This window comes from Acinetobacter sp. G18, from assembly GCF_052660225.1.
This window is the reverse complement of the sequence record NZ_CP109658.1, coordinates 1145501-1165249: the sequence shown is the minus strand read 5'-3', so window position 1 is coordinate 1165249 and position 19749 is coordinate 1145501. Positions and strand designations below refer to the sequence as shown.

General features: G+C 36.2%; 18 protein-coding genes and 1 pseudogene. 5 read left to right on the top strand and 14 right to left on the bottom strand.

Annotated elements, in window-relative coordinates; translation table 11 throughout:
* Positions 1 to 71: 71 nt before the first annotated feature.
* A complete protein-coding gene (locus NE363_RS05475) occupies positions 72 to 866 on the bottom strand; it encodes a DUF817 family protein (RefSeq protein ID WP_004700200.1) in 795 nt (264 codons plus the stop codon).
* 6 nt (positions 867 to 872) lie between these two features.
* The gene (gene hemE, locus NE363_RS05470) at positions 873 to 1946 is read right to left on the bottom strand and encodes a uroporphyrinogen decarboxylase (protein ID WP_004700197.1); all 1074 of its coding nucleotides are present in this window, start codon (positions 1944 to 1946) and stop codon (positions 873 to 875) included.
* Between the two features lie 303 nt (positions 1947 to 2249).
* Between hemE and NE363_RS05465 the strand changes: the two genes are divergently transcribed.
* Both NE363_RS05465 and NE363_RS05460 read left to right on the top strand, forming a co-directional pair.
* The gene (locus NE363_RS05465) at positions 2250 to 3494 is read left to right on the top strand and encodes a L,D-transpeptidase family protein (protein ID WP_039250756.1); all 1245 of its coding nucleotides are present in this window, start codon (positions 2250 to 2252) and stop codon (positions 3492 to 3494) included.
* Positions 3495 to 3680: 186 nt separating this feature from the next.
* Entirely contained in the window at positions 3681 to 4367 is a 687-nt protein-coding gene (locus NE363_RS05460; protein ID WP_445535984.1) for a pirin family protein, read from the top strand.
* On the opposite strand, the gene NE363_RS05455 is transcribed toward NE363_RS05460, so the two are convergent.
* The gene (locus NE363_RS05455) at positions 4364 to 4528 is read right to left on the bottom strand and encodes a hypothetical protein (RefSeq protein ID WP_445535983.1); all 165 of its coding nucleotides are present in this window, start codon (positions 4526 to 4528) and stop codon (positions 4364 to 4366) included. The two genes, NE363_RS05460 and NE363_RS05455, sit on opposite strands and share 4 nt — an antisense overlap.
* Positions 4529 to 4848: 320 nt before the next feature.
* A complete protein-coding gene (locus NE363_RS05450; protein WP_077169524.1) occupies positions 4849 to 5484 on the bottom strand; it encodes a helix-turn-helix transcriptional regulator in 636 nt (211 codons plus the stop codon).
* Between the two features lie 255 nt (positions 5485 to 5739).
* Here NE363_RS05450 and NE363_RS05445 point away from each other — a divergent pair, with 255 nt between their 5' ends.
* On the top strand, positions 5740 to 6708 hold the full coding sequence (locus NE363_RS05445) for a threo-3-hydroxy-L-aspartate ammonia-lyase (protein WP_445535982.1): 969 nt from the start codon (positions 5740 to 5742) through the stop codon (positions 6706 to 6708).
* Positions 6709 to 6820: 112 nt separating this feature from the next.
* Entirely contained in the window at positions 6821 to 7732 is a 912-nt protein-coding gene (locus NE363_RS05440; RefSeq protein WP_445536357.1) for an ornithine cyclodeaminase family protein, read from the top strand.
* Positions 7733 to 7824: 92 nt separating this feature from the next.
* Here NE363_RS05440 and NE363_RS05435 read toward each other — a convergent pair whose 3' ends face one another.
* From NE363_RS05435 to NE363_RS05420, 4 genes are all read right to left on the bottom strand, one after another.
* Complete coding sequence (locus NE363_RS05435; protein WP_445535981.1) at positions 7825 to 8445, bottom strand: M17 family peptidase N-terminal domain-containing protein; 621 nt, start codon at positions 8443 to 8445, stop codon at positions 7825 to 7827.
* A gap of 18 nt (positions 8446 to 8463) precedes the next feature.
* Positions 8464 to 9924: an alginate export family protein gene (locus NE363_RS05430; RefSeq protein WP_445535980.1), complete on the bottom strand. Its 1461-nt coding sequence runs from the start codon at positions 9922 to 9924 to the stop codon at positions 8464 to 8466.
* 111 nt (positions 9925 to 10035) lie between these two features.
* Positions 10036 to 10950: a glyoxalase gene (locus tag NE363_RS05425; RefSeq protein WP_445535979.1), complete on the bottom strand. Its 915-nt coding sequence runs from the start codon at positions 10948 to 10950 to the stop codon at positions 10036 to 10038.
* A gap of 32 nt (positions 10951 to 10982) precedes the next feature.
* The gene (locus tag NE363_RS05420; protein ID WP_445535978.1) at positions 10983 to 11414 is read right to left on the bottom strand and encodes a DoxX family protein; all 432 of its coding nucleotides are present in this window, start codon (positions 11412 to 11414) and stop codon (positions 10983 to 10985) included.
* A gap of 319 nt (positions 11415 to 11733) precedes the next feature.
* On the opposite strand from NE363_RS05420, the gene NE363_RS05415 reads away from it, so the two are divergent.
* On the top strand, positions 11734 to 12591 hold the full coding sequence (locus NE363_RS05415; protein WP_317330080.1) for a LysR family transcriptional regulator: 858 nt from the start codon (positions 11734 to 11736) through the stop codon (positions 12589 to 12591).
* Positions 12592 to 12724: 133 nt separating this feature from the next.
* On the opposite strand, the gene NE363_RS05410 is transcribed toward NE363_RS05415, so the two are convergent.
* The 6 genes and pseudogenes from NE363_RS05410 to NE363_RS05385 all read right to left on the bottom strand — a co-directional run.
* Positions 12725 to 13288 (bottom strand): TetR/AcrR family transcriptional regulator, encoded by a 564-nt coding sequence (locus tag NE363_RS05410; RefSeq protein WP_445535977.1) that lies wholly within the window; start codon positions 13286 to 13288, stop codon positions 12725 to 12727.
* Positions 13289 to 14304: 1016 nt separating this feature from the next.
* Positions 14305 to 14832: a hypothetical protein gene (locus NE363_RS05405; RefSeq protein WP_445535976.1), complete on the bottom strand. Its 528-nt coding sequence runs from the start codon at positions 14830 to 14832 to the stop codon at positions 14305 to 14307.
* 14 nt (positions 14833 to 14846) lie between these two features.
* Positions 14847 to 16016, bottom strand: coding sequence for a hypothetical protein (locus NE363_RS05400; protein ID WP_445535975.1), 1170 nt, complete (start codon positions 16014 to 16016; stop codon positions 14847 to 14849).
* Positions 16017 to 16276: 260 nt separating this feature from the next.
* On the bottom strand, positions 16277 to 18157 hold the full coding sequence (locus NE363_RS05395; RefSeq protein WP_445535974.1) for a potassium transporter Kup: 1881 nt from the start codon (positions 18155 to 18157) through the stop codon (positions 16277 to 16279).
* A 295-nt stretch (positions 18158 to 18452) separates the two neighbouring features.
* Positions 18453 to 19217, bottom strand: coding sequence for a hypothetical protein (locus tag NE363_RS05390; RefSeq protein ID WP_445535973.1), 765 nt, complete (start codon positions 19215 to 19217; stop codon positions 18453 to 18455).
* Between the two features lie 201 nt (positions 19218 to 19418).
* Positions 19419 to 19562: pseudogene (locus NE363_RS05385) on the bottom strand (DUF6714 family protein); the annotation flags it as partial.
* Positions 19563 to 19749: the final 187 nt, after the last annotated feature.

Below are 19749 nucleotides of genomic sequence, written 5' to 3'. Positions count from 1 at the left end.
AAAGATAGCGATAAGCCAGTCATTTAGCAATTAAAAATTAAATAATATGATAAAAAGTGAAAATGAAATTTTTACTTTAAATTCCAATTACCTTGATTATCTCGATGACCTAATATTTTAAGAACTAATACTAAACTTAGCAGTAATAATAAATACCACGAACCCAGTTTACCCCATCCCACCATATGCCAAGCATTAATCTGACTTGGGTAAACCCAAATTTTATAAAATGTACTGATATTTTCAGCAACCCAAATTATGAATGCGAGTGTCACCAACACAGGGAGCATTGGCGTTTTAAACTTACGTTCATTTATTTGAAAATAAAGTGTAGTTTTCCAGAAAATATAAACACTAAATGCAAATAAAATATAGCGAATATCAGGAATAAAGAATTTACTCATAAAGTTAATATATGAGAAAAATGCGAGAAAAAGCATGCTTCCAAAGCTTGGCAGTTTCTCAAAGGAAACTTGAAACAGTCGTATTGAGCGAGCAAAGAAACTACCTACAGCCGAGTACATAAAGCCTGCAAATAAAGGCACAGTAATAATTTTAAATACCGCAGGCTGCGGATATTGCCATGAAGCAATGCCGGGATGTGTCAAAAAGATTTCCATGACCATTGCCATGATATGAAATAAAGCAATGACTTTGGCTTCTTGCCATGACTCCAGCTTTAGATATAACAAGCAAATTTGAATAATGAGTGCATAGATGAGTAAATAATCATAACGATAAAAACCCATATATTCATGGCTACCCATCGGTGCTGTCAGGGCAAAAGCTATTAAAAGCAGAATACCAAACAAGGCTGCCGAAACAGCCTTGCCGATAAAATGAATTGGTAAAGTTAGGTGGCGCACAAAGAACTATCCTAGATATTTAGCACTATACTCATGCACTGTATCTACAAAGATTTTTGGTTGCGCAGGATCTACCCACTGGGTAATGCCATGACCTAAGTTTGCAACATAACCAGTCTTCTCACCATTTGCGTAAGCATCATCTAACATCGCTTTTACGGCTTTTTCAATCGTAGCTGCCGAACCATATAAAACAGCCGGATCAAGGTTCCCTTGTAGAGCAACACGACCTGCTACAGTTGTACGGGCTGTATTTAATGGTGTCGTCCAGTCTAAACCTAAAGCATCTGCACCTGTTGTAATCATTGGTTCTAACCACTGACCGCCACCTTTGGTGAATACAATGACAGGAATACGGCGCCCATCTTTTTCACGTTGCAGACCCGCAATAATCTTTTTCATATAGTTCAAAGAGAACTCTACATATTCACGGTGTGCTAAAGCACCGCCCCAACTGTCAAAGATTTGAATTGCTTGAGCGCCCGCATCAATCTGAGCATTTAGATAGTCAATCACTGAATCTGCTAAATGGTCGAGTAGCGCATGCAAAACTTCTGGCTGTGCATACATCATTTGCTTGGTAAAACGGAACTCTTTACTTGAACCACCTTCAACCATGTAAGTTGCTAGTGTCCAAGGACTACCCGAAAAACCAATGAGTGGGACTTGACCACCCAAAGCAGAACGAATTGTACTTACTGCGTTCATGACATAATCAAGATCAGATTTAGCGTTTAACTTTGGTAAATTTGCTACATCTTGTTCAGTACGAACCGTTTTATGAAACTTAGGGCCTTCGCCTGTTTCAAAGTAAAGACCTAAACCGAGTGCATCTGGAATAGTTAAAATATCTGAAAATAAAATTGCTGCGTCTAAATCATAACGACGTAAAGGCTGTAAAGTTACTTCACAAGCAAACTCTGTATTTTTGCATAAAGATAGAAAGTCACCCGCTTTTGAGCGTGTTTCGCGATATTCAGGCAAATAACGTCCTGCTTGGCGCATCATCCATATCGGTGTGGTGTCTACAGGCTCACGTAATAAAGCACGTAAGAAACGATCATTTTTAAGTGTCGTCATTGCCGATCTCTATCTTTTTCATGTGGCAGCATCATATCAAAACGTAGATGTTTTTATAATTTCAATTTCATACAAAAAACTTGTCAATCCACTAAAAAATGCATATTTACACAAAAGTCTACTGCAAGAAGCTCGGTTTTCTGCAATACTTGCAACATGTTACATCGGGTTTATTGATATTCCTTTAATGATTAAATTCACCAATATTGAATGCGCAAAAATTGCGTTGTTGGTGATTTTATAAACGTTAGGATCAGTCTCCTTGCCCTATTGCTTATATGAAAATTCTTAAGGTTGAATTACATGTTTGTTCGCTCATTACTCGCTATGAGTTTAAGTTGTATTATTGCTAATGTTGCTTTGGCTGCGTCAACAACTGAGCAACCACTGAACCCTAAAAAAGTATCTGCTCCTGTAGAAGATCCAATTGATCCGCTTGCTGTAGATGCTGCTTCAACTGCAAAAGCCCAAGCGCAGACACAGATTACTGCTCAAGAACAAAATGATTTAAATCGAGCGTCTACAACATTACAAAATCTACAAAAAGCTGAAGATCCAAATGCTGATTCAGGCATTGCTGCTTCAGAACCAACTGCACCAGCTAAAACAGCGACAGCCACTAAGACTTCTGCTCCTGCTCCAGCTGTTTCATGGACATTAGATAGCTTAAACAATGCTGACTGGTACGAAAACATTGGCAAAGGCCAACTTCCAGTTTATGCACGTGCTCACGTTATGTTGAACAATGCACATGCTTCGCCGGGTGCGATTGATGGCATGAGCGGTAAAAATACCCTAAAAGCAATTGCATCTTTCCAACAAATGAATGGTTTATCTCCTACTGGCGAGTTAACTAAAGAAACTTGGGATGCACTTGTTGCAAAACAAACAAAACCAGCATTTATTGAATACACGATTACTGATGCAGACTTAAAAGGTCCATATGCTGAGTCAATTCCTTCTGATTACGCATTACAAGCCAAAATGAAAGGTTTGTACTACACGCGTGTGACTGAAATGTTGGGTGAGAAGTTCCATATTGATGAAGGTTTCTTAAAGAAATTAAACCCGAAAGCAACCTTCAAAAAAGTTGGTGAGAAAGTTATTGTTCCAAACGTACGCAATGACTTACCAGAAGATATTCATTTGATTATTGCGCATAAAGGTGCAAAACAGTTGTATCTGTTTAACAGCCGCAATCAAATGGTAGGTTCCTTTCCTGCAACAATTGGCAGTACTGATACGCCTTCTCCGACCGGTACTTATAAGGTAGTTGGTGTTGCGCGTAACCCTTGGTATAGCTATTCACCTTCAAACTTCGTACAAGGTAAAAACTTAAAACCACTTTCTTTACCACCAGGCCCTAACGCTCCTGTAGGTAATATCTGGATTGGTTTAAGTAAAAAATCATTCGGTATTCACGGTACACCAAACCCATCTTTAATTTCTAAAACTGCATCACACGGTTGTATCCGTTTAACCAACTGGGATGCTAACGATTTAGGTAATAAAGTACGTGCAGGTGTAACTGTTAAATTCTTAGAATAATCCTTTAAAGAAGAAAGCCTGCTTTATGCAGGCTTTTTTTATACTTAAAATTTAAAACGAATATTTATTGATATATCGATCATATTAAAAACGCAACAATATGTTGCATCTACTCTATTTTTAGCTTCATTCTACAGGTTTAACATAGTCCTCAAGAGATCAATAATAATTTGAGGAGATCGAGTCATGAATGCTTTCTTGCATCGTAGTGAAGATCGTGGTCATGTTAAAGCGGGTTGGTTAGAATCTTATCATAGCTTTTCATTTGGTAACTGGTATAACCCGAAATATATGGGTGTAAGCGCATTACGCGTGATTAATGACGACAGAATTGATGCCCATAACGGTTTCGGCACGCACTCTCATGACAACATGGAAATTTTAACCTGTGTGCTCGATGGTGCAATTTCACACCGTGATACGATGGGAAATGAAGGCCAAATTAAGGCTGGTGAATGGCAACTCATGAGTGCTGGTACAGGCGTGGCGCACAGTGAAATCAATAACACTGATACACCTGTCCATCTATTACAAATCTGGATTATTCCAGACGTAAAAGAAGCTGAGCCAAACTACCAACAAATTAATTTGGACCCACGTAAAGATCCAAATAAATGGCATTTAATTGCAGGCCCAGATGCAAATGCACCTATGCACATTCGCCAAAACGCAGAAGTAAAATCTGCAGTATTGGAAAAAGGAAATGAACTTCCTGTTGAAACATCAAAACGGGTAAATTACGTTCATGTGATTTCAGGTGTAATTCGTATTGGTGATCAAGAAGTTAAAGCTGGTGATGCTTTAGTGTTTGAAGATAACGCCGTGATTCATGTACTTGAAGACAGTCAATTTATTTGGTTTGATTTACCTTAAATAGCTAAAAGCCCTTTTATATAAAAGGGCTTTTTAGTCACTACTACCGCCGCTATCACAGCTGCTTGAGTCCGAAGATGACGAACAATCATTTGAATAGCTTGAGCTATGATGATAGCTATTGTCATGAACATGATGGTTTGCTGACGATGAATAATCATGCTCACCCGATGATGAATAATTCTTTCGATAGCGAAGAGCTGCAATTAACAGAAATAATCCAACACTGGAAAAAATGGTAATAAATACAATAAAAAATACCTTCAAATAACGACCTCCTAAATAAATCTATATAGATGATTACTGTATCACCTACTTCTTTATTTAAATGAGGTATGTTGATTAAACAAGTTATTTTTTGATAAATACCACAAAACTTTCAATGTAAAAACTGGATGAGTAACCTTTCAAAATAACTCAAAAGTTACACACTACCACTCTCAGCATAGCTTAAATAAAACCACTCTCATTTTATAAATGATTAAAAATCGTTTTGAGTTTCCTTTACATATAAATAGGCACTTGCTCTAGATATACCTAAATGCTGAGCAACCGTTTCCACGGCCTTTTTAATGTCTAATAAGCCATTATTCTTGAGTTCATGTATTAATTGTTTTCGCTCATTGAGTTTTAACATACGCGGTGTCGTAGCATGTTTTGAGGCAAATTGATCGATATATCTTCGAATTGCTTCTGTACCATTCGGTTCCAGATTTTCAATAATGTTGTCAGTTTCAATTTTAGTGAACTGGTCTAAAGCACTTTGCATTCCCCTGAATAGTGTTAAATCTATATTCATACATAAAGCGGCTACATACTGGCCTTCTTCATCTTTAATTCCTATAGATGTACTTTTGGCAGGCCGACCATCTGCAAATTGGTTTGCGTAGTTTGAAATGAGGTTTGGAAACTCTGGAGACATGATTCTAGCCAACCCTAACTCGGTTGCTGGATCACCAATTTTTCGACCAGATAAATTGTTATGTATAGAGAGTATAGCATGCTCAGGATTTGTTAAGTCATGGACAACAACTTCGCAAAAAGGAAATAGCGTTTCACTTAGCCCCTTCGCGATAGTATCTAGTTGAGTGAGTAAATGTTTATCACGATTGCCCAATGTATTTCCTCCTAATGACTTAGTTACTATTTCAAACCCTAACGTAAAGCATGCAATAGTAATTTAGACTTTTTATCTAATTTTAAACTTAATGTAAATCAAAATCTTATATCTCATTGTTATCACATTAGAAAATAAAATTAGACATTTTGTCTAAAAATATATATTTTATCTAAACAAGGTCAGTATATTGTGCGTTGCTTGAGCAATAGTAAATCTTGCATCCGAAAACATTGAATAGAATTAGGTTTAATTATGAAAAATTTAACCCTTCCCACTTATGACGATGTGGCAGCCGCTGCTGAACGTATAAAAGGTTTTGCAAATAAGACTCCTGTTTTAACTTCACGTACTGTAAACAATGAGTTTGAAGCAGAAGTATTTTTTAAATGTGAAAATTTTCAGCGTGTTGGTGCTTTCAAATTTCGTGGTGCAATGAATGCACTTTTGCAATTCAATGATGCTCAGAAAAAAGCGGGTGTGGTTGCTTTCTCTTCGGGAAACCATGCACAAGCAATTGCACTGTCAGCAAAAACTCTTGGTATTCCAGCCATAATCGTTATGCCGCAAGATGCACCTGCCGCAAAAATGGCAGCAACGCGAGAATACGGCGCCGATATTGTTGAATTTGACCGTTATAGAGAAGATCGGGAAAAAATTGGTAAAGAAATAGCTGAAAAAAATGGCCTGACACTCATTCCATCTTATGACCATCCACATGTAATTGCAGGTCAAGGTACAGCTGCAAAAGAGTTATTTGAAGAAGTCGGCGAATTAGATTACCTGTTTGTATGTTTAGGGGGCGGTGGTTTATTGGCAGGTTCTGCCCTGTCTGCTCGCCATCTCTCTCCAAACTGTAAAATATATGGTGTTGAACCTGCTCTAGGAAATGATGGGCAAATGTCTTTTAGAAAAGGAGAAATTGTTCATATTGATACGCCACAAACCATTGCCGATGGCGCTCAAACTCAATATTTAGGCAAATTAACATTCCCTATTATTCAAAAGAATGTGGATGACATTTTGACAGTAGAAGATGAAGACCTCATTAGCTGTATGAAGTTCTTTGCTGAAAGAATGAAAATGGTGGTTGAACCGACAGGATGTCTCGGATTTGCTGCTGCACGTAATTTAAAGCATGAGTTAAAAGGCAAACGTATAGGCATCATTATTAGTGGTGGCAATGTCGATATTTCTAAATATGTAGAGTTTTTATCTATTTAATAAAAGTTAGTACCTATCTATGAGTTCAGTTAATACGTCATAGATAGGCATTACATGCTACTCGTCTCTCGACTTGCTCGTGTCTTAATTTAAATAAACTTTTGGAGATATGATGAGATTTATTTCTGAGTCTGAATCTGCTGCTCTCATCAATCATAAACTGGCTTATGACGCCATTTACCAAGCTTTAATTGCTGCAACTCAACCTGACACTAAAAGTTTTCCTGTGGTTCACGGTCAAGGTTCCGATAGTAAAAATACCTTTAGCGTTAAGTCATCGGCGACCGAACATTTGGCTGGCCTTAAAGTTGGTTCTTTTTGGGAAGACAACCCTAAACATGGTTTACCTCGCCATAACGCGCTCATTTTATTATTTAATCAAGCCAATGGAAAAATGGCAGCAGCCATCGAAGCAGGCAAAGTCAACGCGTTTCGTACAGCGGCATCTAATGCTGTTGCAACCCATGTACTTGCAAGAAAAGATTCAAAAGTATTGGCTATATTTGGTACAGGAAATCAGGCCAAATATGAATGCGAGGCTTTAGCAAGAATTAGAAATTTCGAACAGATTTTGATAGTCGGACGCGACCAAAGTAAAGCTGAACAAATGGCAGAAGACCTCAAACCATTAGGTATTCAGCTTCAAATTACGGGTGCAAAAGAAGCGTGTGAACAAGCTGATATTATTGTGACCGCAACTTCTTCGCACACTCCTCTTTTTAAAGCTGAATGGGTCAAAGCTGGCACTCATATTTCATCGATGGGTTCAGATAAACATGGCAAACAAGAACTTCCGCCAGAGCTATTTTCACATAGTGGTTTATTTTGCGACCTTAATGTCCAGTCTAAACTCATTGGTGAATTTCAACATACGTCTGAGTCTGCAACCTTAATCAATATAGGTGATGTGCTTTTAGCCAATGCTCAAGGCAGACAATCTCAGGAACAAATCACAATTTATGACAGTTCAGGTTTATCTATACAAGATTTATATATCGCTCAGAAAATTTTAGAAATTTCTTAATCTTTACATTTAACTGCATCGCTCAGGCTGATGCAGTTAAATTAAAAATCATGTTCCTTTTCATAATGCTTTACTGAATTTTATTTTTAAAATCAGAATTCATCTTGAGTAAAAACTTTGGCAAAAGACGCGATATATTGCTCAGCCTTAGCATCATAATTTTGAAAACCTGCATCAAATACCCATTTTTCAATTTCAGATTCTTTGACTAATTTTTGCAAATAAAGCTGATGATGTTTGTCTAATTCTTCTTTTAAACTTCTTAGCATCAGTTCATTTAAACCAGTAGGAGGATTCAGACCTGTATCTAAAAGACTCGGCGCAAATGCCACACTTTTGAGTTCCAATTGATATGCTGTTCTTACAACAGTTTTTATCGCAGTCTCGATTCTCTCTAACGTGAAATCTTCTGGTGCTCCCATGCCTATCAGCAAAACTTTAGGTGCATGTATGGTTGAAGGCGTTTGATTTAGCAAAAGAACATCATTCAGTTTTGCACTAAACCAGTTATTTTTCCGTATTTCATATAGTCTGCCGTTTAGAGCTTCATCTAAATGCGCCAAACCACCCGAAAAAGAACGGTTATTCATTTCATGTTCAAAAACACAAGCACAGGAAAGCTCAACCTCGGCCGTAGTACAGTCCCAAGTCACGAGTTCAATGTTTAAATTTTGGTAACGTCCAATTTTAGTTTGCTTTAATTCTGTGCTCATATTTTTACTCTTCTCGATTTACCAGCCATATTTAAGCTCAAGGCCTAAATAGTTTGCGTCTTTACCACCCGCTTTCTTAATGGTATCTCCAACCTCAAAGTGCACGCCTTCGGCAGCCACAGATAGATTAGAATTAATTTTTCGATCTGCTCTGAGTTGAAGATATGCCCCAGTCCAGCTCGAACCTTGCCCCGCGGTATTTGCCATGCTGTTATTGCCTTGGAAATAAATCGCATCCTGGGTAGTTTCACGCCACTGAAAACCTAAGGCACTTAACAGTGTAAGTTTTTCGGAAGGCTTAAGTGTCAGAGACGGTTTTAGGTGAATAATATTGCTATAGCCACTATAACCCGCCAAAGTAAAATATGAACCATTTGCAAAAAGCTGGTTAAAGGTATTAAGTTGATTATCGTTGGTACTTTTGTCGCCTGTAGCAATATCAAATTGCACTCCTAAACGCGGTGACCACGCTTGGTCAGCAAAAGTGTATCCCGTAATACTACTGAGCGCCCAAGCTTGAATTGTTTGTCCACCGATTTTTCCATGCTGAAGCATACCTTCAACATCCCAATCAATATTATTCTTTTTACCCATATGGCGAAGGTCATATAAGTCTCGAACCTCATTGCCCTTGATACTTGGAAAAGAGGCATTATCTCGTTCATAACGCGAGTAATAACCCGATAATTCACCATCCCCTACATTTTGTTTATCTACGCGAAAGCCGCTAAAGCTTAAATTGCTTTTTGAGTGGTCATTAAAAGTGGAATCTTTTTCTATCTGAACAGGTCTGGTGAGATAACCTAAAATTCTCCAGTCTCCATATTCATAACCTGACCATACCCCATCAAAGGCTTGCCGAACGTTTGGGCCTTCTCTATTTGAAATAAAGCGCTGTAAGTCAAAAGCCATTTCTTGACGGCCGACTCTAAATTTAAAAGTTCCATTATTTAAAGGACTCACCCACGCAATAAAGGCTTGTTCTATATCGAGTCTATTTTGATCGGTACTACTAATATTTTTTTTATCAAACGCTCGGGCATCGCTTAGCTGAGTAAATAATTGTAAATGATCACCTATTCTTACATCTGCATGCGCTTGTAATCTTTGAATTAAATAGCTGTCAGCCTGATTATTTCCAGTACCAAACTTGGCATTATTATTGACTTCAAAACGTTCACGAATATTTGCTCCTAGTGATAAATAATTATTATCGCCAAAAGGTATATATTTGAAGTCGTCTCCTATTTTCTTTGGCACACACGGATTTTTTAAAACATCCCAATTTTCTTGCCAACGATTCGTTGAGATTTTTGGACGAGTTGGACATGCATTTGTATTTGAGACTTCATTTTCTGCATAAGCAGATTCGTAGAAAAATAAACTGCTGGTTAATAACAGACTCATTTTTATTATTTTCAGGTAAGTCTCTGAGTGCTTAGTTCGATATGTTCTATCTTTAAAAACATGCGAGGCCATCAAGTGTTATCCATAGTAATAAATAGGTCGTTGCAGAGACTTGGTGTTTTGCACTCACATTGCTCTTAGGCAGCATGAGTGCAAATTTCAATCGATCATTTAGGCTATAAATTATTTGATAGACGCATGAATTTCAGCGATATAACCGCCCGGGAACTGTACCATTGCTGACTCACGACCATCCGACTTATAAGCATTCACCAAAACAGATGCACCTGCTTTTGTGGCTTTATCTAAAGTTTCAGATAGGTTTTTAACTTCATAACCCGTCATATCGCGCCCATACGGATAAGGAAGATGACCATTGGTCACGAACACTGTCATTTTGCCGAAGTCAGACTCAACGCGAATACGTCTATACGTTTCATTTGGGCGACCAATTTCTATCCCTGCGGCTTTAGGGTTGTCGGAAACGATTTTACCGTGCGAGAAACTCACGAACTTCTTAACAAACGAGTCAGCACTTTGTTTTGAAACATAAATACGGTTTTCTGGAACAGTCTCTAACTGGTTATAGTTAGGCTTAGTCGTGTGCCAATAGAGCTGCATATTTACACCGCCCGGCCATTGGACAATCGCATCACGCCCAATTGGGTCTGGGAAAGCGTCTACAATGACATCTGCCCCATTTGCTTTGGCAGCCTGCACTGCTGCATCCATGTCTTTGACTAAATAGCCTGTTCTTTCCAAACCAAACGGATATGGAATTGGAGTTTTAAAACCAAATACAGACAATGTACCTACTGGGGTCAATACAAGCTGAGACATCGTCTGGCTCGGGGTTGGTGTGACTTGGAAAACACCTTGTTTCGACTTAGTGCCACCGAATGTTGCGACCAAGCTATCGGTAAATTTGTCAAAGTCTTCAGGGTTTACATAAACATGCGTTGTATCGTATTGGGGGGCTACACCGGGCGCCTCACTTTTTATACTTGTTGTTGTTTTGGCAAAAACTTGAGGAACTAGGGCAACATTTGTGCCCACTAGCATGGTGCTTAAAAGCAATGCTGATAATGATTTACGCATAAAATGCTCCTGTTTAAATGAGATGCTTAAACTTATTGTGATTTTGAAAATTGATTAGAAAGAATGGTAACCATCACCAACGCAGCGATGAGCCCAAGATGTTCGAAGAAACTATTAAACGTACTAAAAAATGCTGGGCCTGTATGATTCCAAAAATCGTTTGCAACCAGCATCGCGACTGCGGTTAGACAGCCTAAAGCCCCTGCTCCTAACCAGACAAAACGATTAAAAATAACTAAGAGCGAGCCAACAATTTCAATAAAAATAGCGGTAGCTGCCCAGAGCCAAGCAGGCTGTAAACCAAAACTCGCCTGCTCTTCAATAGCCGCATGAAATCCGATGAATTTATTAATTCCCCCCACTAAATACGCTGAAACGAGTGCAAGTCGAAGTAGCGGAAGCAATCCATGAATTGATAAGATCTTTTTTACCCATACTGGGTTATTATTAATCAAGTCACTCATCTATTTACCTTTTTGAAATCTCATAGTTTTAATATTTAAAAAATATAAGTTTCATGCATTAATAAAAGTTTATAAAATATGCAATATTCATGATCTAATTTATAAAATTATCTTTATAAAATAAGACAATTTAAATAGTTTTAAATATTTTATTAACCTTTAAAAAAACCAAATAACTCACGGTATATAAAATCAAAAATCCGTGTAAACTACTAGATATTTATTTAAATACAAACTGTATTCTAAAAAGATACAATGATTGATATACAGATATTCCTCATATAATTTAGCGGCAAGATCATTTAGCCTTTAAAATTTGATGGATAAAATAGACTGTATTAATACTTTTATAAGTGTGGTAGAGAATGGAAATTTTAGTCATGCTTCTAGAAATCTAGGCATTACGAGAGATCAAGTTTCAAAAAGAATTTTTTATTTAGAAAGTCTATTTAATACATCATTATTTATACGCAACACCCGAAAGATGGACCTGACTCGCTCTGGAGAAAAGTTCTATGAGCGATGCAAAGTGATTGTGAAAGAGTTAGATTTAGCAGCTCATGACTTTGTATACGACCAGAAGTACCCTGAAGGCTTACTCAAAATTAGTGCTCCACATGCCTTTATCCAAACGTGCTTTTCAGATGTCATTTCTAATTTTCTAATCAAATATCCTCATATTGAAATTGATCTTATGTTTTCAGACCACTCCTCTCATATCAATCCTCATAAGTTTGATGTGATTTTAAAAGTTGAGGAAAATATTGAAGAGCAAAATACTTTTATTTTAAACACATATAAAAGAAGCTTTTATGCAACAGACGCATATTTAAATAAATATGGAAAACCGAAAAATATAGAAGAGCTTAGAGAGCATAGCATTTTACTATATTCTAAAGATGACTTAAAAAATAATATTATTAACTCAATACCAAAATTGACATGTAATAATATAGAAATTCTTTTAGAACTTTGTAAGAGAAATCAGGGTATTTTATTTGCACCTGATTTTTTAGCAAAAAAATATGAAGATGAGGGAATTATTATTAATTATTCAAAAACCCTTTTAAACTCTGATCTTTATTTTTATGCAACCACACCTTATGGTTCGAGAGTTCCAAAGAAGGTTGAACTTTTTTTAAATTCTTTAAAGCAGCATTTTTCAAATTATCATTAAATTAATAAAACTTTAGCCGCTAAATTACTCTTTTTCTTTATCTACATTTCTCAAAAAATCTATTTATCTCTGCCCTAGAAAGCCTTAAATTACTTTAATTTAGGGCTTTTTCAGTCATACAAAGCTATCAAGTTTATTTGTTATAAGTTAGTGCCCGCAGAAAATATTCAAGCATCTGCTCTTTGTCGTCTGCTCCATCAGAACCTAAAAGTTGAATAATTCCACCTTCAATCATATATAAAAATAGTTTGGCATCGGTAAATGAAACATCGGTTTTAACTAATCTAAGCTGGCTATAAATTTCATTGGTGAGCCATGTTCTGTACCTCACGGCGGTTAGGTACGCGTTTGGATAGCTATTTTTAGTTTCAAAAATGGCTTTAAATAATAGGTAATATGGCCCTTCTATATCACTATGTAGATAATATAGTTTCTTAAGTTTATCTAACGCGCTTGTGGCATGGTCATATTCGACCATTTTAATGACTTGGTCTTGGAGCCGTTCTTTTTGTACAACTAAACAAATGTCAATAAACCGCTCTTTAGAGTGAAAGTAATTATAAAACGTCATTCTCGTTATTTCAGCTTCTCTCACGATTTTGTCGACACCGACTGTGTGAAACCCACCGTGATGAAATACCTGAATCCTGTTATTTATAACTTTTACAGCACGTGCTGGGAGAGTTAAATTTGGCATAGTTTTACCGTTATAAATTAAATTTTTGTTGTATATAAATGAGATATAAAAGCCTTTCACTTTTTTAAAGCTGAAAAAAGGCATAACAAAGCCATAAAGACTGTGCTTGGCACATCTCAAGTTTTATAGTGAATGCAAGTTTTTTGAGCCGTAATGACTGAAAGCCTGAAAACCCTATAGGTGATCAAGCTGCTTTAAATTTTTAAGTGGTGTCGTTATAGCTTTTGGCAACGGCTGCCAAGAAATAATGGATGTGCAAAGCCAACTCCTTTTTATTGGGAGTTCTGCCAGACATTTATAGAATTATGGTGGCAGAACGGAAGAAGGTTGACAGACTAGTAATAACTCAAACTAGCACACCCGAGGGTGTCCCTCTCCCGTCCTACCGCTACGGGAAAGAGACGAGTGGCACACCACACAAGAGTAGTCCTCAGAAGGAAAAGCTCTGATGCGGGAGTTATTATTCAGCCTGTCAAAGCCGGCTGGCAATGTGGCCAGCAGGCAAAGAATAGTGCCCAACCCTGTTGCAGTCAAGCACACAAAATGACATTTGTTTTAAATTAGATCATTAAAAAGTAAGAATAAATAATGGATAAATGATTGTTAAATGAGGGTTTATAAAGGGGGGGTTAAAACCAGATATTTTTCATAACAGAGGAAGCTAATTTGCCAAAGCCATTTTATGAATAACTTAATGACCTGCTTTTTGTCGTGATCATTTTTACAACTTGATCTCAATCGGGGAGCAGATTTGTATCTAATCCACTACCCGCTTCAATCTTCACTTTTGATTTTAATTCTAATGGGTCTAAAGCAAAAATTAGGTATTAAAAAAGGGCTTACTGTTATTAAAACGATCTTATACATAACTTCCCTTCAGGCAATAAAAACCCACTCAATGAGCGGGTTCTCTTTAAGTTAAAATTATTACCTAGCTTGTGTATTAAGCCCATCTGACATCACTATCATCATAATTTCAATTATAAGCAAATGCCCCGTAGGACTTTTCATTTAAGTTAAGTATTTTCTTCAATGATCTTCTTTAGATATTTATCTCGAACATCTTTAAATTCCACAGGTTTATAAGTTTTAAAAAAATCATGAAGTTCATTATCATCGACTATTTCTCCATCTGGTTTCACAAATCTGAAATCAAATTTCTCGCTTGTTTCAAATGTATAAACCAATTCATCAAGGTCGTTATACCATTTTTGATTAAAATACTCCTCATCTTCATTGGCAACTTCATAAACTATAGTATTCAACTTTTTCAATTGCCCATCGATCATTTCAAAATCTTCAGTTCCGAATATCTTACTTGATGAATCTGTGAAATAATTTCTATAAGCTATTACCTCATAGTTTGAATTAAATAAAGTTTCACTTACAATTTTCTTTCCTTCTGAAAACTCTTTCAACTCATCTAGAACTAATTTTTCTTCAAGAAAACTAGAAACTCTAAAACACCAACCATATTGATCAGTGAAGTGAATTGTTTTAATTGGTTGCCCTTTTGAAGGCATAGTAACATCTAATTTAATCATTTTGGTTCTACTCATTAATCTACAGAATCTACACCTGGTTTTGGCGGAGGATTTTTCTTCACCCAGTAAAGAGCAAATGGAGTAGCTGGACAGTTATCATTGCTTGCTCTTGTAATAAAAACTTGAAGCTTCCCTTGTTGAATTCGGTATTGTGTTACGTGTCCCATCCAAGAACCTTTATTCACACCATCTAATATCAATGGATTCGACTCATCATAATGATTTTCATATTGGTTATATCTATCTCTATACATATCCGTATATCTGTCTCTAACTCTAGCAGCCTGATCATCCATCCAGATCTCATGCTTTAAACACTTCCTTTGAGCATTCCGCTCTAACTCATCAACAACTGGCTTAGCAAGTTCTTCATTATTGAGTATGTTTTGTGCTGCAGTATTTGTAGCTACTTGAGCATCCGAACTACCAGCATCTGCGTTGGAAATGACTTGTTCTGCTACTACTTCGAGGGGTAAAGTGAACTCCGGTTTCGTAGGGTCATAATTTACATTCTGTACCCGTGAATATGGAATACCGCCATCAGATTGAGTTCCACTTTGAGTATTAGTTAATTGATATGTGCATGAACCTACCGTATCACCGGTAATACCAGTAAACTTATATTTGATCGTACTATATAAAGTATTTAAAATCGCAGTTGTTCTACTACAAAGCTGTTCTTTGTTTGCTGCATAAATTTGATAATTCGGAAGTCCCCCAGCCACTTTGTAGTAATAAGGGAAATTAGGTGGTTTTATTGGATCTTTTTTTTGATACCTAATTTGATTATTCTCTGAATCCATTACCCAATCAACTGCATCAAGCAATTGATCTACAGCTATAGTTAAGGCAACTCCTGCGGCTCCGCCTCTCAATACCTCAGCTACTTGCTTTGCGTTCGGTGTTACTAATGCTGCAGAAACTCTAGTATCTTTAACAGCATCAATTAATGTCGACGCCCCCAAAGTTGTCGAATTAGTAATTGACCAACCACCTAAAGGTGAAATTGCTGGACTCAGCATTAGTGATGAAGCTGCTAATTTGTTATTAGATGTTGTTGGTACTGCTAAATTTATTGTTTGTAATTGTGTCGTCTGTATATCAGATTGAGAAGTATCACTCTGATTATTGTCCCCGCACCCCGACAACCCCAATAAAATTGCTACTAAAAATAGTTTTTTCATTTATTTCCCCTTATTTTCAAATATTTTATTTTACTTTTTGATTAAAAACCATATAAAAAATAATCCCCTAAATGGCTTTAAATTACCGATTTCTTCTTGTGATTGTATTCTCAGTCAAAGAACGACTAATAATCGAGTTTGGATCCCCAATTCTATAAATATAAAATGATACAAACAGACAAAAAAAAGCTTAAATCTTATAAATTTAAGCCTTTAAATAGCCTCTTATTTTCACACATATAAAATCAATCAAGGCATCCCTAAATCTCTACTTGGCTCCCCATTTCCACCACTCGGTTAGCTGGTATCTGGAAGAAATCACTAGCAGGACTCGTATTAAGCTGCATAGAAATGAATAGTTTTTCACGCCATGAAACAATACCATCACCTACGTTATGAATTACACGTTCACGTGATACAAAAAAGCTTGTGTCCATAATGTTATATGGTTGATTTAACTTAGTTAAAGCTTGTTCTAATGCTTGAGGTACATTGGGCTGCTCTTTAAATCCATAATAAGCACTAACACGTAAAAAATGCTTATCTAATACTTCGACATCAATACGTTCTGATTCATCTACATATGGAATGTCACGAGTATTTATAGTGATCAAAATATTACGTTCATGAAGTATTTTGTTATGTTTTAAATTATGTAATAAAGCATGAGGAACAACTTTTGGACTACTTGTCATAAATACAGCCGTTCCATTCACCATATAAGCACTAGACTCCAAGCTCTTAATAAATAAATCTAATGGCATCGTGTCATTTTGCAACTTATTCAGTAGTAATTCACGTCCACGGCGCCATGTTGTCATAATTATAAAAGTGATTGCACCCATCATTAATGGGAACCAGCCACCATCTACAATTTTTAGTGAAGTTGAAGCAATAAAGAGGAGATCTGGAATTAGCAAAGGTATCGCAATTAACAACATGACCCACGAAGGCCATTTCCATAAGTGATACATAATGAAAGCAACTAGAATAGTGTCACAAAACATAGTCAAAGTTACTGCAATACCATAAGCCGAAGCTAGATTAGCACTAGATTGAAACATAAGTACTAAACTAATAATCATACCAAGCAACATCCAGTTCAATGCTGGTATATAAATCTGACCAATTTCAGATTCAGAGGTATGATCAATAGCAAAACGTGGTAAATAACCTAATTGGATAGCTTGACGTGCCATAGAAAACACACCTGAAATAACTGCTTGAGAAGCAATTACTGTCGCAGCAGTTGCTAAAGCAATCATAGGATATAATGCTATTTTAGGTACCATCATGAAAAAAGTATTCTCGATGGCCTGCGGGTTTTGCAGAATCAATGCCCCTTGTCCTGCATAGTTTAATACCAAGCATGGTAACGCAACAAAAAACCAAGCTAATTGAATTGGCTTACGACCAAAATGGCCCATATCCGCATATAGCGCCTCTCCACCTGTAATCGTCAATACAACTGCTCCCATAACTACAAATGCAGTCACAGGGTTATTTTCAATGAAAGGAAGAGCCCAATACGGATTAAGCATATTCAAGATAAAAGGGTTCTTGATAATGTGAGATAGGCCAATAAAACCTATTGAGAAAAACCAGAGTAGCATGATAGGTCCAAAAAAACGGCCTACGGATCCAGTTCCCTTCTTCTGGATCATAAATAATCCAATTAGAATCACGATCGTAATTGGTATCACATACGGTGTAAAAATAGGGGTTGCTACCGACAATCCCTCTACTGCTGACAATACTGAAATAGCGGGGGTAATAATGCCATCACCAAAAAATAATGAAGCACCAAATAAACCAATTGTAATTAACCCAAAGCGCACTTTAGGTCCAATTTTCTTATTGTGCATGTTAAGAGCTAATAAAGCTAAAATGCCGCCCTCACCATGATTATCAGCACGCATAATTAACATACTAAATTTCAAGGACACCACGATCATCAGTGCCCAAAAAATCAAGGATAAAATACCTAGAACATTCGCTTCATTTATAGGAACATTATGTGATGTATGAAAACATTGGGTAAAAGCGTAAAGTGGGCTAGTACCGATATCACCAAAAACTACCCCTAAAGCACCCAATGTCATTGCTGACATTTTTTGACGTCCAATCTCATGTGAACTCATCCATATCTCCTTGATATGAAATTATTATTCTTATTTAAAAAGTACTAACACCTATAGCCCACTATCATTGATCAAAACATAAAAATCAAGAGTATTAATAATCAATAAGATATTACTTCCTATAATAAGGTGGACTATAAACACAAAAATTAGTCTACTCTCATAGTATTTTAATTCAGAATACTTCTATGAACTTTACCTCTTCTACTTATGAGGTAGATAGCTATGTCACTTTATAAAAATTAATTTTAGAAAGTCGCATGCGACTATTTCATATACACTTGTTGAATCATTCCTAAAACCATAATAACGCGTGCTTTACATTTGAGCAGAATAAATAAGCGTTAATTCCGCCATTATCCATATAAATAATTTCATAGTTTGGGATATTATTTTCACATTTTTCAACAACTTCTTTTCTTTTTTCATCATCAAAGTCATTTAACTCCGCAAGATATAACCCGGTGCGAATTGAGTCAAAAACTTCCCTATCCCCAATAATATTATATTTATCACACAAACAATCCTTCCGTTTACCCGAAGCTGTTAGTTTTTTTATTTCCTCATCATATAACTGTTTTTGTTTACTATAAATTTTTATGATTTCCCAAGCTTTTGATATTTTTTCCTTATCAATTTTTGAATACCCATATTTATTTTCCTTGCTGCTTAATATTGAATATGAATATGCCAAATAGAGCACTTGATCCATTTGCGTCATATCAAGTTTATTATTTTGATAAAGTTCCACCATCTTATTTGCAGCACTTTCAATATCAGCTTTGGATGAATATGTAGAATAGACGTCCAAAATTTCAATTAAGCCTTTTATATTACTTTCTTTGATTGCGGACTTATGTTTTATTGAGTTTTTTGTTGTGTTCCAAGCCTCACCAGTGGCTTGTGTTGTTCCCTTAACAATAGCAGCAGGAATAAGAACTGGGGATAACAATATACCGGTAACAACCATTTTCCCCTCAGGTGAATGCGGACTACTACATGCATTCAAGCCAACAATCAACAAAAGTAGTAATATGGCTCTATATTTATTATTCATCATTTTCAAGCAACTTTTTATGCATCCAATATTTGATGTACAACTATCCTAACTCCCATAAATTTTGATCAATTTATGGGAGTTTATTATAAGCATTAATCCATATTGTTAATATGGATCTGCTGACATTTACTGTATAAAAAATAGCGAGATAGTAAAATTAAATCGTCAAACTTAATTCACTACTTGCTATGCCTTGTACAATGTTAAATTAGAGTCTGGATGTTGTTTATCAAAATACCAATAACTTGTATCGGCATAGTCTTCCTCGGGTAAGGTATAAGCATCTCGCAGAGTAACATTTTTATACTCTAGTGTTATTTTCTTCTTTAAAGTATAGATATTCATTTTATTGTCCTAAAATCCCTAGTTTCCAACTCTGCCAAATATAGAATGCGACAAACAGGCATAAAAAAAGGGCTTACATGTTATTAAAACGATCTTGTACATAACTTTCCTTCAAGCAATGAAGAAACCGCTCGATAGCAGATTCGCTTTAAGTTAAATATAATTATCTAGCTTGTGTATTAAACCC

Bases quoted from the DNA above. Each gene is read 5' to 3' on its own strand.
- NE363_RS05395 (WP_445535974.1), bottom strand. From the start codon at position 18,157: ATGAGTTCACATGAGATTGGACGTCAAAAAATGTCAGCAATGACATTG.
- NE363_RS05460 (WP_445535984.1), top strand. From the start codon at position 3,681: ATGAATGCTTTCTTGCATCGTAGTGAAGATCGTGGTCATGTTAAAGCG.
- NE363_RS05445 (WP_445535982.1), top strand. From the start codon at position 5,740: ATGAAAAATTTAACCCTTCCCACTTATGACGATGTGGCAGCCGCTGCT.
- NE363_RS05455 (WP_445535983.1), bottom strand. From the start codon at position 4,528: ATGATTATTCATCGTCAGCAAACCATCATGTTCATGACAATAGCTATC.
- hemE (WP_004700197.1), bottom strand. From the start codon at position 1,946: ATGACGACACTTAAAAATGATCGTTTCTTACGTGCTTTATTACGTGAG.
- NE363_RS05415 (WP_317330080.1), top strand. From the start codon at position 11,734: ATGGATAAAATAGACTGTATTAATACTTTTATAAGTGTGGTAGAGAAT.
- NE363_RS05440 (WP_445536357.1), top strand. From the start codon at position 6,821: ATGAGATTTATTTCTGAGTCTGAATCTGCTGCTCTCATCAATCATAAA.
- NE363_RS05465 (WP_039250756.1), top strand. From the start codon at position 2,250: ATGTTTGTTCGCTCATTACTCGCTATGAGTTTAAGTTGTATTATTGCT.
- NE363_RS05410 (WP_445535977.1), bottom strand. From the start codon at position 13,288: ATGCCAAATTTAACTCTCCCAGCACGTGCTGTAAAAGTTATAAATAAC.
- NE363_RS05430 (WP_445535980.1), bottom strand. From the start codon at position 9,924: ATGGCCTCGCATGTTTTTAAAGATAGAACATATCGAACTAAGCACTCA.
- NE363_RS05390 (WP_445535973.1), bottom strand. From the start codon at position 19,217: ATGATGAATAATAAATATAGAGCCATATTACTACTTTTGTTGATTGTT.
- NE363_RS05400 (WP_445535975.1), bottom strand. From the start codon at position 16,016: ATGAAAAAACTATTTTTAGTAGCAATTTTATTGGGGTTGTCGGGGTGC.
- NE363_RS05425 (WP_445535979.1), bottom strand. From the start codon at position 10,950: ATGCGTAAATCATTATCAGCATTGCTTTTAAGCACCATGCTAGTGGGC.
- NE363_RS05435 (WP_445535981.1), bottom strand. From the start codon at position 8,445: ATGAGCACAGAATTAAAGCAAACTAAAATTGGACGTTACCAAAATTTA.
- NE363_RS05420 (WP_445535978.1), bottom strand. From the start codon at position 11,414: ATGAGTGACTTGATTAATAATAACCCAGTATGGGTAAAAAAGATCTTA.
- NE363_RS05405 (WP_445535976.1), bottom strand. From the start codon at position 14,832: ATGATTAAATTAGATGTTACTATGCCTTCAAAAGGGCAACCAATTAAA.